Raw genomic sequence first — 16,255 nt, forward strand, 5'->3', positions numbered from 1 at the left:
AGAAACTTTCTATGATTTGCTTATTTGAACATTTGTTCGTATAATAAATTTATACAATAACGAGTGGAGAAGACTGGTATGCAAAATTATATTGTCCAACATCAATTTCAAGCACCATTACATCATTTACTTCAAAAACTTATTAGATACGTTGCTTCAAAAAAAGCGACCCCTTTAAAGCGCCAGTTAAACGCACAGGAAATCATTGTACGCTTAGAACTAGCGCTAAATACAACTAATCCTGTAACCGTTCAGATCAATGATTCGTTGTTAAATGAACGCATTACGCAGTTATCGGGATACATTTATCAAAATAATCATGGCCAACTTTTCATGCAATCCTATAAGACTCACAAATTCTCTAATATAACACCAGGAATGATTCGACATATTTCATTTAATTGACTGTCAACCGACCATATTTTTACGTAAAAAAGCACAATCATAGTTGTGCTTTAACTAAGTTTCTCTATTTCTTTCATATCTAACTTTTCAAGTAAAGAATTAATCGCAATTACATCAATATAACGATCAATATCAAGAGTCCCTGCTACAAGGTCACCTAACCCTGTGAGGGCTTTTTTACTACTCAAAAAAGTTAAATAAGATTTAACCTCACCACCAATGCCATCTAAATCACGCCACTGTGGTGTCCAATAATCTAACAGATATTTTTCAACAAATGCATTTAACAAATTTGCTCGCCATAATTTATGAGTTACATTAAACTCACGTGCTATTCCCTCGTGCAACGCATGAAGCATATTAATGACATTCTCACTGACCACATCTTTGACAGAAGCTTCTTGGAACTTTTGTAGGTTTTTATCAGCAAATTCAAGCTCTGCTTGCATTTCATCTGGTGACAACGATGGTTGCAATTTTTGCACATCATCAGTATCCTTCAATGGCTTCATTTTAGGTGATAGTCCGCGGAATGTTTCATTAATAATTTCAAGATTAAAATCATCATCATCTTCATTTTCCGACAAAAACTTAAATTGTAATTCGTCAATGGCGTTTGACGTTTTCATCATTTCCGCAACATCTTTACCTTGCCACTTGAAAAAATTAATCGCGATTACCGTACGTATAATCATACGCCAAAAATTAATATCAAACTTTGGTGCGTGGGCGATAAATCTCTTGTTAACACTGCTTTCTTTTACCAAGAATTGTTGCATATCATACAAGACGGGTACCAACAGTACAAAATAACGCCAATCACGATCATCGCTATTCACTAACGCTGCTTGCATAACCTCGTTTAAATTAACAGTGGCGCGTTCGTTGCTAGTAAATTTCGTAAAATTTTGTTGCACAATCGTAGCGATCACGTCATCCAAGAAAAAAGAAGCTACTTCAAATGTTTCTGTAGAATATTTGGTATTGTATGTCAAATAATATCGTGCACGTAAAAAGCCCGCAAAATCATTATAGTTAAATTCTGGCAATACACTTTTTGAAGTAAATTTCTGCTTTGATTTTATATGACGCATTTTTTTTATTTGCGCTGATTTTCCTTGTTTCATATCATAAAAGTGTCAAATTAGACCACTTATAATTCGTGATCTACACTCAACACATCCTCCTTTTTAAATACTCAAATCTAAATTGTATTTCCCACTACCAAACTCGCGTAACTTGAACTGAAATACTTGCTCGTTACGCTCTAAATTAGGCGTGACAACGGTTGCCTGCTGTTTGCCCTCTAATTCGGCAATTTCAATCGCACTATTAATAGCTGACATCACTGGGGCAAACTCTTTTGGATCTGCAGACACATAAAACATTTCTGCGTTCCCATATGTTGCTGACCTGCGCATCAAACTAACTGAGACCCTATATCTGTTTGCATCAAAAATAATATGATTAAAATTAAATCCGTGCGCATAGTGAAATAATGATGATAAAAATTCTTGAGAGTTAAATTTTTCTTTTGCCATGTGTTTTCCTTAAAATAGTTTCAATACAAGTATACTATAAAAAAACAATCAAATTGCACAATCAATATTCGTCGTATTAATCCCAATTTAATACTCATTCTTACGAAAGAAGAAGGCTTTCTCGTCGAAAGCCTTCTTCTTAAACAATAGTTAAATTACTTCAATTCTACAATCGTTGCACCGTCACCACCTGCATTTGCACTAGCAAAATGATACGACTTCACGCGACGATCTGATCTCAAAAACTCGGTAACACCTTGACGCAACGCACCTGTGCCTTTTCCATGTATAATTTCAACAGGACTAATGTTTGCTAATACCGCCGTATCTAAATATCGATCTAACTCGGTTAAAGCAGCTTCATAACGTACACCACGCAAATCCAATGATGATTTCACAGAAGCCCGCGCTGACCCATTGCTTGTTGTTTTTCGAATAACTTTTTGTTGCTTCTTCTTAGCTTTACCTTTTTGAGCCTTCACAGTTGCTTCAGTTTTAACAATATCGTCTTCATCAACAAGCATTTTTAAAATGCCCATCTCCACTTCCCATTGACCATTCTTGTGCTTTTTGACTAAAGTACCTTGCTGGTTGTAAGAACGAACGGTAATTTCATCCCCAGGGGCTAGTTCTTTTACCTTTTTGGCTTTTTGCAAAATTTTATTTTTTTCCAAAGCGTCATTCTGACGTAACTGATCTAGCTCTCCTTTTTTGGATTGCAGTTCTTGCTCAGTTAACTCACCACGCTGTCCTGCTCTTAAACGCTCTTTACGAATTTCACTAATCAATTGTTCTGCCTGCTTTTTGGTTGCGGCGACAATATGATTAGCTTCATTTTTAGCGTCTAAAATAACATGGGCGCGCTCTTTTTCTAACTTACTTTGTTCTTCGCTTAAAGCCTCTGACTTTTCTTCCGTCGCCTTTAGTTGTGACCTAAGTTCATCATTATTTTTTTTGACTTCATCTCGCTGTGCAACCAAATCAGCAATCATATTATTCAGGTCTTGATCCGATTCATCAGTCAAAGCCATCGCTGAACCAATGACATCTTCGCCAAAGCCTAAACGTTTCGCAATTGCTAAGGCATTAGATTGTCCTGGCACACCCATCAAAAATTGATAAGTTGGTTGTAACGTTTCCACATCAAACACCATTGAAGCGTTTTTAGTTTCTGGTCGATTATAACCGTATAACTTCAACTCAGGATAGTGTGTCGTAGCTATCGTATACGCCCCTAGACTAGCAACTTTGTCTAATATAGCAATTGCCAGTGCTGCTCCTTCTGCTGGGTCAGTTCCAGCGCCAAGTTCGTCGAAAATAACTAACGTTTTATCATCAATGTGGTCAAGCATTGACACAATGTTGGCCATGTGCGAACTGAAGGTAGATAAGTTTTGCTCAATTGACTGTTCATCACCAATATCTGCAAAAACTTCATCAAAAATACCTACCGTAGAAGGTTGCCTTGTCGTTATAAATAATCCAGATTGAGCCATTAATTGCAATAGCCCAAGCGTCTTAATCGTAATCGTTTTACCACCAGTATTAGGACCAGTAATAATGATAGTTTTGTAGCTATCCCCAAGGCTTATGTCATTAGCTACTGCAATTTTTTTATCCAGCAATGGATGCCAAGCTTGTCGCAAGTTAATGTGGTTCTCGACGCTGACAGTTGGTTGCATGGCATCTAAGCGGGCTGCTAACCGAGCTTTGGCATTAACAAAGTCAAAATGCCCTAAAATTTGAACGTTTTGTTGAATCTCTTTTGTATGCGGCTCTAATTCTGCTGATAGTTCCTGCAACACCCGCTGTTCTTCTGCATTTTCTTTCACGCGAAGCTCGCTTAGTTTGTTACTCAATTCAACAACAGCTTGTGGTTCGACATAAAGTGTCAATCCTGTTTGACTCTGATCATGAACAACACCACCAAATTGATTTCTATACTCTGCTTTTACTGGTAAAACATACCGATCACCTCGAATAGTAACAATCGGATCACTCAAATATTGTGCAGTTTTGCCTTTAGTAAATCCCTGCATCTTATTTTTAATGGCATTTTCGTGACCAACTATTTTGCCTCGAACTGATTTTAACTCATAGGATGCTTCATCATTAATACGACCAGTTGAGTCAATAGCAGTTTGAATTAATTTGGTAACCTCAGGCAAGGTTTCTAGTTGCTCAGCTTGTTCAACAAGCACTTCTAAAGATTCACCAATTGACTCATCTTTCATCTGTATGAAAAAATTAGAAATAGCACTTGTATTACGTAAAACATTTCCTATTTCAGCTAATTCAGTAGCACTTAAGCTCGCTTGAATATTTAGTCTTTTCAAATGCAGCGTGATATCAGCTAATTTAGCTAGCGGGATGCCGCCTTTCAAACGATCAATCATCGTCGCATCTGCTGTTTCTTGCAGCCAATAATTAATTGTATGCACATCAGTAATTGGCTGCAGCGTGTCTGCTTCTTGTCGTCCAATGGGCGTTGATAAAAAATCACTCAGTTGTGACTTGATTTTGTCATATTCTAATGTTTGTAGTACTTTTTGATTCATTTTATTTTCCCAAATATCTAGAACAAAAATGTTACTAGATTCTGTTCTATGTCAGATTTTATAGCCACCAATTATATATTTGATTAGCAAAAAATGGCATGTTGTCTAATATATCGTTTAATAGCGGTGTTTTTAAGAATTGGTCTTGAATCCAGACGTTAGGCATTACAGACAATAGTTCTAAGGCAAAAAATGCTATGACAGCGCCCATGATAGCATACAGCAGAGCACCGAGGACCGCGTCAAGCCACCCCAATAATGGAATGTGTCGAACAACACTAAAAGATTTTAATATCCAGTGACTCACAATGCCACCCAAGATGAATATTATTGTAAATACTAATCCTGATGCTAAAAATTGCGATCCGTCACCAACAACATTCTGTGGTATTGTCGTTCGCACAAATTGTCCCGAAACGAAATCGGTTAATAGTTGCCCAAACGGCTTAGAAAATTTAATAGCAATATACCAAACAATTACCCACAATATAAAACGCAGTACCGCATTGACTAATCCCATGCGATAACCCATTCTAATAGTGATTAAAATAAAAATTACTGCCAATCCTAATAAAATCATTTGTCAGTTTCCTTAAATATTTTGTTTGATGCGCGCGTGCGACTCTCTTGCTTAGCTGTTGCAATAATACTTGAAACGGCACTTTTTTTAGGCTTCAGCCTTTCTTTTTGCGATTGTAGCAAATTAATTTCTGCTTGCATTTCAGCTACTTTTTCACGTAATTCATCAATTTCTGCTTGTTTATACAACTGATCAGATATTGAATTGAATGTCAAAAGAATCGCCTGATCCAATTGTGACAACTTTGGAGCAACAACTTTAATTTGCTTAATTTGTTTATTAAGTAATTCCTCTGTTGATTTAAAATGAGGCAGACTCGCCTCCCCAGAAATAATATATGTTTTACCAGCAATAGTTGCCTTGTATTGTCTTCTTTGTTGTTTTGTCATACATTAATTATACAATAAATCCCATAATTGCGCGGGAAAACTACCAACCCCATAAACTTCATTGATAGACCCTCTATAGGAGGTAAAGGATATTGTATGATTTCTAAAATTATTTAATATCAGCACTCACAATGTAAAAATTATCGTCAATTTTTATACTGCGGTTAAGTTTAACAGTGATGATGTCACCAACTTTAAATATTCTATCAATATGATTATTTTTAACTAAAATACTAACTTTCTTACTCTTATTTTTTGGTAACTGTAATAAGATCGAATCCCCTTTAATAACTTTATCATCTATCTTAAATCGAAGAATTTTATCAGACACATCAGTTTTATGAAGAACCTGGCAAAATTTTCTTTCGTCTCTTTTATTAACCACTGTGTAATCTGCCCCAACAATGCTTTTCCACAACAAAAAAGATATTCCACCAAAAATGACTACTGTTATAAGGCCTATTAATAGTGATTTAGCTTTCAGCATACTTTATTCTCTCTCCCCTTTTAAATGTAATTCAATAATACCCATTACATTAAATAAAACCTTGTAATTATACAATATTAACATATTATCAACTATTTTTAAGAAGATTTTCACTAAGAGCCAATGAACATTACTGAAAACCAAACAATTCTTTTTTATCTAAACACACGGGTCCAAAAAACTGATATACTGCTAATATGCAAACAGTTATTCAAGTTAATAGAGAACAATTAGAGCAAATAGCAAATTATTATCACCAATTTCCTTCTAACAAGGTACCTGCTGGAGCCTTGTTTTCGGTCACCACTGGATCTGTCACTGTAACAGGCTATTATTCAGGGAAAATCATGTTTCAAGGCAAGTCAGTTAATACTGAGGTTGCTAAGTGGCAAACAAATTCATCACATAAATCTCAAACGACCGAAAAAACAGTTATTGATCTACCTGCTGGTTTTGCCAACTGGTCAGTTCTAGGTTCTGATGAGGTAGGCGCTGGTGCGTATTTTGGTCCACTAACAACAGCCGCTGTTTATGTGTCCGAAGAAAACTTAGAATGGGTGCGAGCACTAGGAATTGCAGACTCCAAAACCTTAACAGACGACAGAATGAAAAAAATTGCTCCCCAAATTATTGCTAAGTTGCCTCATCATGTTGTTAATTTAATGCCTGAAAAATATAATCAACTGCAACCGTTGCATAATGTGAACCAAATGAAAGCAATTTCTCATAACTTTGCCTTAGGTAAAGTATTGGATAAAATTTTTCCAACCATACCCCAAGCCATTTTAATTGATCAATTTGCACAACAAAGCACATACTTCAATTATCTCAAAAAAGCCAAGCAACAACGAGTAATTCATGAAAATGTATACTTCACTACTAAAGGCGAGCAATATCATTTGAGTGTCGCCGCTGCTTCCATCTTAGCTCGCGTAGTAGAATTAGACACCATGTCTAAATTAAGTACTGAAGCTGGTATCAAACTGCCCATTGGTGCAGGACGTGAAGTTGATACTGTTGCTGCGGAATTATTACGACGCGGTATTGATTTGAAACACTATGCTAAATTACATTTTGCCAATACTAAAAAAGCAGAACGCCTATTATAGACTTTCTGCTTTTTATTTATGCTTCTGGTTTTGTTGTTTCTGAAGTAATTTTGTCTGCAACCGATTTCGATTCATCTTTTTTTATACTTTCATCTTCGGCTAAATCAGCCAAAGCTTCTTCCAAATCAACATCATCTTGCGTTAATTCAATATCCTCACTAGCAAATTTATCTCGTAAATCAGTAAGTGCATCTTGTGTTTTTTCAATGTATGGTGAAACAAAATCTTTAGCTTTATCAACATATGGCGCTGCTTGATCTGTTAAATCCTTAATTTTTTCAGTTGCAGCGTCAATTTGGTCAGCATATTTTTCTTGACTATCCGTCTTCAAGGCAGCAGTTTTTTCTTTGGCCTTTTCTGTCACATCAGCCGCTAAATCCGCTGCATTGTAAGCAGCATCATAAGCTTTATCACGTAGTAATGCACCCGTTTTATGTGCTTTGGCGGACAACTCATCCTGCTTATCTTTAGGCAATGCTTTATAAGCAACGTATGCTGCCGTAGTTGCTAAAACACCTGCAATAAATACTTTTGTCTTTGACATAATTAGACCTCCGTCTTCTTTTTGTTTCTAAACCTACCCATAGCTGCTTTTGTAGCGTTTTTAGTCATAGCAGCCGCCACACCAGTTGCACCGGCCTTAACACCTGAAAACTTGTGAGTAACATTTTGTGCTGAATTATTTAGTTTTGACACAGTTACTGATAAATCAGCCACTGCCTGTACCGTTGGATCAAGGGTTTTAACTTTGCCATTGATATCATTTAGCAATACATTAGCGTTTCCCAAAATTTCATTACTTGAACGCGCAATCGTGTCGACATCCATTGTTATAACACTCAATGAACGTGTTAGACGTAATAAGAATATGCCAATAAAAATCACCAAAATTAAAAAGGCTACGGCAAATATAATTAATGCTAATTGTCCTGGTTCCATAAAATCCTCCGCTAAATATCATAGTTATGATTATACTTTGTCTAACTTTTTATGAAAAGTTTAAAATATTCTCACTTGCATTAATTATAACAAAAAAAGACGCTCTACGAACGACTTTTTAATGGTCTGTTATTTATCATGGTTCAATGTGCATAATCAATTGCACGCGTTTCTCGAATAACCGTAACTTTAATATGTCCGGGATATTCGAGTTTTTCTTCGACATCCGACTTAATGTCGTGCGCCAATACTTTAGCTTGCAAGTCTGTAACCTTTGTAGGCTCAACAATCACACGCACTTCTCGACCTGCTTGAATAGCATATGCTGTGTGAACCTCCTGATAATTATTTGCAATCGCTTCAAGATCCTTTAAACGTTGCACATAATTTTCTAGTGACTCGCTACGAGCCCCGGGACGAGCAGCGCTAATAGCATCAGCCGCAGCTACTAATTCAGCAATCGGCGAGGTTGCTGCAACATCGCCATGATGAGAAGCAATTGCATTGATTACAATTGGCTTCTCATTAAACTTCTCAGCTAACCTGACGCCTAATTCCACATGGGAACCTTCGACCTCAGCATCAACTGCTTTTCCAATATCGTGTATTAATCCAGCGCGTTTCGCAAGCGCGACATCCATTTTAAGCTCTGCTGCCATCATTCCCGCAAGTTTTGCGACCTCGATTGAATGCTGGAGCACATTTTGACCGTATGAAGTTCGATAGTTCATACGCCCTATCATCTTAATTAAGTCTGGGTGCATGCCTCGTAATCCTAGTTCAAAGACAGCTTGTTCACCCTTTTCACGAATCGTTTCATCCATTTGACGTCGTGATTTGTCAACCATTTCTTCAATACGAGACGGATTAATTCGACCATCCGCAACTAAGGCATCTAATGCCATTTTTGCGATTTCACGTCGGACAGGATCAAATCCACTCAAAACGACTGATTCTGGTGTATCATCAATGATTAAATCAATGCCAGTTAGTGATTCTAAAGTACGAATATTACGGCCTTCACGACCAATAATTCTTCCTTTCATATCTTCACTTGGCAAATTGACAACAGAGACGGTCACGTCAGCAACAGAATCAGCTGAGGAACGTTGAATAGCTTGCACAATAATATTACGAGCACGCTTCTCAGCTTCACTAGTTGCTTCTTCTTCCGATTCTTTAATCAAGGCTGCTCGTTGACGAGTCAAACTTGCTTTAGTTTCACTTAAAATTTGTTTCTTAGCATCATCAGGAGACAGTTGAGCAATTTCTTCCAACTTGTCTTGTTGTGTAGTCAACAACTTCTGTGCTAATACTTCTTTTTTATCTGCTTCATCAAGGCGTGTCTGTACTTGATTTTCTTTTTGAATCAATGATGCATCACGTTGATTCAAGGCCGCATCTTTTTTATCGAGGTTATTGATGCGGTCTTCTAGCCTTTGTTCTTGTTGCTGCAGATGCTGTTGACGATCATTATACGAATCATTAACTTGATTTCGATAAGTTTGTGCCAAATCTTTAGCATCAACTTCTGCTGCACGTTTCAAACTCTTAGCTTCATTATTTGCTTGTTCAAGAATGTTAGTTGCCATTTGCTCGGCAGAAATAACTTTATGCGCGTCTTGTGACTTGCGCACATAGTATCCAATACCAAGACCAATCACAATTGCGAAAAACACTGAAATGATTGTAACTACCATGTTAGTATATCCTTTCAGCTTGTGAATATTAGATTTCACATATATTAAGTATATATGTTAATTCATGACGGGTCAATAGAGTATTCCAGAGACCGGTGAGTTGTTTTACAAAAATAAAAAAGAGCGTTTTAGCTCCTAATTTTTAAATCGACGGCTTAGTTCTCGCTCTTGATCACGTTTTTTAATATCTTCTCGTTTATCATATTTTTTCTTTCCACGACCTATACCAATTAAAACTTTAGCAAAGCCATGTTTTAAATAAACCTTCAAAGGAACAATTGTTACACCTTGTTCCTGTGCTGCCTTCTCAAGAACTCGAATTTCTCGTTTGTGTAACAGTAGTTGTCTGGTCCGTAATGGGTCAACATTAAATTGATTTCCTTGCACATAAGAGGAAATATGCACGTTGGTTAGCAAAGCACTACCATTGTGTATCGTTACAAATCCATCACCTATGGTAATTTGACCCGCCCGAACTGACTTAATTTCCGTTCCCGTTAACGAGATGCCAGCTTCAAAAGTTTCCGCAATGGCATAATTAAATCGTGCTTTACGATTTTGAGCGAGATAATTTTCAGTATTTTGTTTCTTTTTTGCCATGACAAACCACCTTAAAAGTTACGTTTGCTATCTCGTTTATGCCCCTGTTTACTATCTAAGGGTGCTCTCTTTGGACGTGGTCCTTCTGATTTACCACGGCGCTCATTTTTACGCCGCTCATCACGATTGCGACCTTTACCAAACTTACCATGTGCCTTTGAGGCTACACGAATATCTGTTGTTGGCGCATCTTCTGGATTAACCAATACAAAATCAACTACGCGCTCATCTTTATTAACGCGCAAAACCTTGACTCGTACTTTTTGACCAATTTGGAAAATACGATGCTTCGAACGGCCAATTAATGCAGCATGAGACTCATCATACTCATAATGATCATCAGTCAAGTTCGAAATATGAACCAATCCTTCAACTGTATTCTCAAGACTGATGAACAAGCCAAACTTTAACGCCGAATTGACTACCCCATCAAATTCGAGGTTAACTTTATCCATCATGTATTCAGCCTTCTTCAAAGCATCAACATCACGTTCAGTATCAATGGCTCGACGTTCACGTGAACTTGTATCTTCACCAATTTTACCAAGATGACTAGCATACTTTTCTTGTGCTTGAACACCATGACCATGTTTCTCATACCATTTAATCAATCGATGGACTGTCAAATCGGGGTAACGTCGAATTGGTGAAGTAAAGTGAGTATAATATTCCGCACCCAAACCAAAGTGTCCAACTGGATCCGGTGAATATTTCGCTTGTTTCATCGCGCGCAACATCATCGTAGAAATCATTTGTTCAGCAGGATCACCAGCAACATCTTCCATTAACTTTTGTAACATGATTGGTGTTACTTTACTTGGATCACCAACAACTGGGTGCCCTAAAGCTTTTGAAAATTCAAAAAACGACTTAGCACGATCAGCATCGGGTGTCTCGTGAATACGGTACAAGAACGGTACTTTAAGTTTATCAAAATGCTCAGCAACTGTTTCATTGGCCGCTAGCATGAAGGATTCAATCATTCGTTCTGCGGTACCACGTTCTCGCAACTTAATATCAGTGGCTTTACCATCTTCATCGACAATAATTTGTGCCTCAGGTGCATCAAATTCTATTGCGCCACGTTTTTTACGCATATCATACAGAATTTCATGTAGCTCACCCATCACTTTAAACATGGGGACTAATTTTGCGTACTCATCTTGGACGAAAACATCACCCTCCAAAATTTTATTGACCGCATCGTAAGTCATACGAGCATGAGATTTCATAACTGAAGTATGAAGTCTATTATTCACTACATTTCCTTGTGGATCAATTTCCATCTCTGCAGACATCGCCAAACGCACAACGTTTGGATTTAACGAAGCAATACCGTTAGATATATTTCTAGGCAGCATTGGAATAACACGATCAGTCAGATAGACAGATGTACCGCGATTATAAGCCTCAGCATCAATACTAGAACCTTCCGTCACATAGTGTGAAACATCTGCAATGTGCACACCAAGGTGGTAGTTACCATTGTCTAACTTCCAAGCAACTACAGCATCGTCAATATCTTTCGTGTCAGCACCATCAATTGTAACTAATGTTTGCTCTGTGATGTCCTCTCGGCCAGCCCATTCAGATTCGGAAACTTCACTTGGGATTTCGAGTGCATCATCTAACACCTCTTGCGGGAATTCATTTGGGACTTTCTTACTGTAAACGATTTGTAAGATGTCCATTCCTGGTTCATCTTTATATCCAAGTGTTTCGGTTACCGTGGCAATTATTTCTCGTGGATGGATTTTATCAGGAAAACGAGTAACTTCCGCTACGACTACCTGACCATCATTAGGTGTTAATCCGTCACCGCTAACTAACACTTTAAAATTCATTGTTTTCTTATCACTAAGGTGTAATTCACCGATCATATTGCGAGCTTCTGAACCTAATGAAAAGGTACCTACTATACGCTCGTAAGCATGTTCAAGAATTTCTTCTACTTTACCTTCTGGTCCGCGATCTGGTGTTGGTGACGGCTTTAATGTTGAAACACGTACCGTATCGCCCTGCATTGCTTGTAGGGTGTTTTCTGGGTTAATAAAAAAGTCAGGTAACTCGTCATCGTATTTAACAAACCCAAAGCCCTTATCATTAGCACGATACTCGCCAATTGTATAGCCAGCATTTTTATTATATTGATAACCATTTTTGATGTCGATAACATCCCCGTCACGTACACTAGCATTTAAAGCATTGACAACCTGTTTGTATTCTTTGCTATCTGTCATTCTTAAGCCGTCAGCTAAGTTTTGTGCGGTAAATATTTGCTCACGGTTGGCTTTCAAGAAGCCAGTAAGCTGTGATTTTAATTGTTCTAGTTCCATATGTTTTCCTTGTTAGTTTAATTTAATATCATACAGTATGTATGGTATTTACTATAAATTGGTATAAAAAAAACCAGTTTACGAAAAAAGCGTAAACTGATTATTTTAATGTGCTGAAATGTACATTAAGGCAAATCCAATGATAAACCATAATGTACCAAGCACTGCTGTTGCACGACGCATAACAGCTTCAAATCCACGCGATTTACGCTCTGCGAACAAATCTCCTGCGCCACCTGATAATGCTGATAATGCATCTTGTTGTTTACTTGGTTGCATCATAACTGTCATAATAAGCAAAAAGCCTACAACAATTAGAGCAATAGTAAGTAGTTTTTCCACAGTTATATCCTCTATTAAATCGTTAACATTTATTATAGCAAATTTTACGCTAAATCGCTAATTTTGGCAAAATGTTATTAGTTTCCCAATGCCAAACTAAACATCAGAATACCACCAGCAATAGCTACATTCAAACTTTCAGCCTGTCCTTGAATAGGAATATATAAGTTGGCTGTTGTTTTCTCTGCCAACTCAGCTGACATGCCTTGTCCCTCATTACCAACAACTAAACCAAATTGTGTACTTGGTTCAACATCGCGATATGATTTTGCTTTTTCATTTAATTGTGAACCATAAACTGGAAGATTATTAGCTGTCAAGGCAGCAACCCATTCGCTTAAGTCTCCGTTCAAGACTTCTAAATGGAATTGAGACCCTTGCATAGCACGTACAACTTTGGGAGCAAATGCATCAGCTGTGCCAGCACCTAAAACAACACCCTTAAAACCTGCTGCGTCTGCTGTTCGCACTAATGTACCAACATTTCCAGGGTCTTGAATTTTGTCTAACAACAACCACGCGCCATCGTGAACATAGCTGGGATCAAATGTCTTTTCAGGTAAACTAATTTCTGCAAAAATACCTTGTGGGGTATTCGTACCAGCAATATGTTTGGCAACTTCTTCACTGATTTCAAAAGCCGGAACACCATGAGGCACATTTGGGAGATAGTCAGCCATTTGCTTTTCTGTAGCCATTATTGCATGGAATTTTGCACCAGCCTTGACCGCCTCTTCAACTAAATGCAAGCCATCTAGCAAATAAGTATGATTCTCTTGACGACCTTTCTTTGTTGCAAGTTTTGCCCATGCTTTCACACGTGCATTTTGATTTGAAATAATTCTTTCCATGTGTATTTCTTTCTGTTCTTTCTAAGAACTGACAAAAGTACGTCAAAAAATGACGTACTTACTTTTATCGTTGCTGTTTCCCAGCATTGCGATTCTTCTTATTGTGATTTTCTACAGATTTTGTTACTTTAGCAGCAGATTCAGATGATACTGCCTTAGCATTTGGCATCGGCATATCTTCAGCCATTAAATCGTCAGCCGTCTTTTTAATTTCAAATTCTGCTGCAACTCGTCTCTCTAGCCCTGGACGTTGTATATGTTGAATCAGTGATTGTATCAAAGCGAATATACCGCCAATAACGAAGTATAGGCCAATAGCGCCACTTGCAATCATAGCAAAAACAAAAATCATTACTGGACTAACAAACATCATTGCAGCTGATGTCTTACGTTGTTCTTCAGGCATATGTTGCATCATTAACCAAGCCTGAATTAGATAAATAATACCGGCAACGATGGCAAAAATTAATTGCGGTTTCCCAAGGTCAAATCCTAAGAAAGATGCCCCCTGCAAAGCTGGTGCATGCAAAATGGCAGAATATAATCCTGAGAAAATAGGCAATTGCATTGCCATTGTCAAAAATGAAATGCCACCAATAACACTGACATCATTTTCTCGATATAATGACATCATCGACATACTAGCTTTTTGTTGTTCTTCTGTCGTAGCTGCCTTACGAGATAAAGTTTGTAATTTATCAATTTCCGGCTTCAACTTTTGCATTTTAATTTGATTGATAGTTGTATTAACTTGTTGATTCAAGAAAAATGGTAACAGAATCAAGCGGAAAATTGCAGTTATAACGATAATTGCCCACCCAATACCGTTAACACCGCCGATAAAATGAGCGATATTCGTCATTAATTCAGCCAATGGCTGACCAATCCAACGATACATTCTACTGTGTTGATTATAACCACCAGTAAGCAAAATAATATCAAAAATAACAAACGCAAACGTCAGAACGCGTTTTAATTGTTTCATAATCAGGGTTTCTCCTTGAAAATCATGTTAAAAAAGTTGCGCACAATTACAAGATACTATTATAGCAAGAATCACCCACGAATAGCAAAGTCATTTATCTCAAACAATGGAATATTTGTTGTGATAACTTTGTCAACACGACTATAAAAACCAGGCCCTTTCTCGAGCACTGACAAAAAAACTGTTAAATCACTGTGTGAACCCTGAGCTTGTATTTTAACAGAACCGTCTGTTTGGTTACTTACCCAGCCAACAATATTGTGTTGCTGTGCAGTTCGTTGTGTAAACCACCGAAAACCAACACCTTGTACTAAACCAAAAACATCAACTTCAATTGCTTTCATTTTTTTCCTCAACATACAAAGGCAAATACACTGTGAAAATTGACCCTGATCCTTCTGCACTTTCTAATGCAATTGTACCACCATAAGCCTCTACCAAACGTTGCGCAATACTTAGCCCCAGCCCAGTTCCACCTTTAGCTCGTGATCTCGCCTTATCAACGCGATAAAAGCGATCAAAGACACGTTTTGCATCTTCCGGTGTCAATCCTTCACCAAAGTCTTGCACACCAATTTCAACACGATTTGCTGTCTGTGACAAGGCAAAATGAATTTCATGACGATCTAGAGAATACTTTACAGCATTATCGGCTAGAATAATCAAAATTTGTTCCATATGATCTTGACGAATCTTGACCCTTGCCTTTGTTGATAAATCATCATCTAGGGTAAAAGAAAAGTCAGGATGTATCATTTTAAAGTTGTCATAAACACGATTCATTGTACCGCCAACATCAGTAATTTCTTTCACATTGTCAACCGGAATTTGCTCCGCACGTGTTAAATTGAGCATTTCGTTAATCAATGTTTCCATTCGTTGTACTTCTGCCAGCGAGGATTTGATTGAATCTTCCAAAACTTCTGGATCATCTTTACCCCAACGATTCAGAAGTTCCATGTGGCCTTTAACGATTGTTACCGGCGTACGGAGTTCATGAGACACATCTGAAACAAATTGCTGCTGCGCACTGATTAATGCTTGTAAACGGTCAATTGTGCGATTTAAAATACGTGTTAAATCAGAAAATTCATCATTTGCACCAACTTCACTGGCACGTACTTCTGTCATCGGATCATCTTCAAAAGCCTCAATGGTGGTTTCAATTAATCGGACTGGCCTTAAAATTACTTTAGTTAAGATAAGTGCAAATATAAATATTGCCAAACCGCCAAAAGCAATAATAACCCACAACCAAAAAATAACTTCATTCGGCAGCACACCATAGTGATGTTTGATCAACCCAGAAAGCAATAAAGCAAATACTATAAATATAACAAAAAAGCCGGACGCCATTCCAAGTGCTAACTGCCAGCGCAGTGAGAATCGGCGTACAGCTTTTTTAGTTGTTTCTTTTTCATTATTGTCCATAA

General features: G+C 37.5%; 18 protein-coding genes. 2 read left to right on the top strand and 16 right to left on the bottom strand.

Features of this window, described 5'->3' with window-relative positions; translation table 11 throughout:
* The first annotated feature begins 78 nt into the window (after positions 1–78).
* Positions 79–405 (top strand): hypothetical protein, encoded by a 327-nt coding sequence (locus JNUCC76_RS09120; protein WP_454154226.1) that lies wholly within the window; start codon positions 79–81, stop codon positions 403–405.
* Between the two features lie 50 nt (positions 406–455).
* Here the strand turns inward: JNUCC76_RS09120 and JNUCC76_RS09125 are convergent, their stop codons facing one another.
* The 6 genes from JNUCC76_RS09125 to JNUCC76_RS09150 all read right to left on the bottom strand — a co-directional run bounded on the left by JNUCC76_RS09125 (position 456) and on the right by JNUCC76_RS09150 (position 5,960).
* The gene (locus JNUCC76_RS09125) at positions 456–1,532 is read right to left on the bottom strand and encodes a metaphase chromosome protein 1 (protein ID WP_454154228.1); all 1,077 of its coding nucleotides are present in this window, start codon (positions 1,530–1,532) and stop codon (positions 456–458) included.
* 63 nt (positions 1,533–1,595) lie between these two features.
* Complete coding sequence (locus JNUCC76_RS09130; protein ID WP_010279689.1) at positions 1,596–1,946, bottom strand: hypothetical protein; 351 nt, start codon at positions 1,944–1,946, stop codon at positions 1,596–1,598.
* A 155-nt stretch (positions 1,947–2,101) separates the two neighbouring features.
* Positions 2,102–4,504, bottom strand: coding sequence for an endonuclease MutS2 (locus JNUCC76_RS09135; RefSeq protein ID WP_454154231.1), 2,403 nt, complete (start codon positions 4,502–4,504; stop codon positions 2,102–2,104).
* Positions 4,505–4,562: 58 nt separating this feature from the next.
* The gene (locus JNUCC76_RS09140; protein ID WP_454154233.1) at positions 4,563–5,084 is read right to left on the bottom strand and encodes a CvpA family protein; all 522 of its coding nucleotides are present in this window, start codon (positions 5,082–5,084) and stop codon (positions 4,563–4,565) included.
* Positions 5,081–5,473: a cell division protein ZapA gene (locus tag JNUCC76_RS09145; protein ID WP_454154235.1), complete on the bottom strand. Its 393-nt coding sequence runs from the start codon at positions 5,471–5,473 to the stop codon at positions 5,081–5,083. The genes JNUCC76_RS09140 and JNUCC76_RS09145 overlap by 4 nt, the downstream gene beginning before the upstream one ends.
* Positions 5,474–5,582: 109 nt before the next feature.
* On the bottom strand, positions 5,583–5,960 hold the full coding sequence (locus tag JNUCC76_RS09150) for a hypothetical protein (protein WP_454154236.1): 378 nt from the start codon (positions 5,958–5,960) through the stop codon (positions 5,583–5,585).
* Between the two features lie 197 nt (positions 5,961–6,157).
* Between JNUCC76_RS09150 and rnhC the strand changes: the two genes are divergently transcribed.
* Positions 6,158–7,069 (top strand): ribonuclease HIII, encoded by a 912-nt coding sequence (gene rnhC / locus JNUCC76_RS09155; protein ID WP_454154238.1) that lies wholly within the window; start codon positions 6,158–6,160, stop codon positions 7,067–7,069.
* A gap of 16 nt (positions 7,070–7,085) precedes the next feature.
* On the opposite strand, the gene JNUCC76_RS09160 is transcribed toward rnhC, so the two are convergent.
* The 10 genes from JNUCC76_RS09160 to JNUCC76_RS09205 form a co-directional block, all read right to left on the bottom strand.
* A complete protein-coding gene (locus JNUCC76_RS09160) occupies positions 7,086–7,613 on the bottom strand; it encodes a hypothetical protein (protein WP_454154239.1) in 528 nt (175 codons plus the stop codon).
* Positions 7,614–7,615: 2 nt separating this feature from the next.
* Positions 7,616–8,008: a DUF948 domain-containing protein gene (locus tag JNUCC76_RS09165; RefSeq protein ID WP_454154241.1), complete on the bottom strand. Its 393-nt coding sequence runs from the start codon at positions 8,006–8,008 to the stop codon at positions 7,616–7,618.
* 143 nt (positions 8,009–8,151) lie between these two features.
* Complete coding sequence (rny, locus tag JNUCC76_RS09170) at positions 8,152–9,708, bottom strand: ribonuclease Y (RefSeq protein ID WP_454154243.1); 1,557 nt, start codon at positions 9,706–9,708, stop codon at positions 8,152–8,154.
* Between the two features lie 135 nt (positions 9,709–9,843).
* On the bottom strand, positions 9,844–10,308 hold the full coding sequence (gene smpB / locus JNUCC76_RS09175; protein WP_454154245.1) for an SsrA-binding protein SmpB: 465 nt from the start codon (positions 10,306–10,308) through the stop codon (positions 9,844–9,846).
* Positions 10,309–10,319: 11 nt separating this feature from the next.
* Entirely contained in the window at positions 10,320–12,644 is a 2,325-nt protein-coding gene (gene rnr / locus JNUCC76_RS09180) for a ribonuclease R (protein ID WP_454154247.1), read from the bottom strand.
* A gap of 105 nt (positions 12,645–12,749) precedes the next feature.
* Positions 12,750–12,986, bottom strand: a complete 237-nt coding sequence (gene secG, locus JNUCC76_RS09185; RefSeq protein ID WP_454154249.1) for a preprotein translocase subunit SecG — start codon at positions 12,984–12,986, stop codon at positions 12,750–12,752.
* A gap of 77 nt (positions 12,987–13,063) precedes the next feature.
* Positions 13,064–13,837 (bottom strand): TrmH family RNA methyltransferase, encoded by a 774-nt coding sequence (locus tag JNUCC76_RS09190; RefSeq protein WP_454154250.1) that lies wholly within the window; start codon positions 13,835–13,837, stop codon positions 13,064–13,066.
* 64 nt (positions 13,838–13,901) lie between these two features.
* Complete coding sequence (gene yidC / locus JNUCC76_RS09195; RefSeq protein WP_454154252.1) at positions 13,902–14,822, bottom strand: membrane protein insertase YidC; 921 nt, start codon at positions 14,820–14,822, stop codon at positions 13,902–13,904.
* Between the two features lie 71 nt (positions 14,823–14,893).
* Complete coding sequence (locus JNUCC76_RS09200; RefSeq protein WP_454154254.1) at positions 14,894–15,166, bottom strand: acylphosphatase; 273 nt, start codon at positions 15,164–15,166, stop codon at positions 14,894–14,896.
* A complete protein-coding gene (locus JNUCC76_RS09205; protein ID WP_072614159.1) occupies positions 15,153–16,253 on the bottom strand; it encodes a sensor histidine kinase in 1,101 nt (366 codons plus the stop codon). The genes JNUCC76_RS09200 and JNUCC76_RS09205 overlap by 14 nt, the downstream gene beginning before the upstream one ends.
* Positions 16,254–16,255 lie beyond the last annotated feature (2 nt).

This window comes from Leuconostoc sp. JNUCC 76, assembly GCF_053667755.1.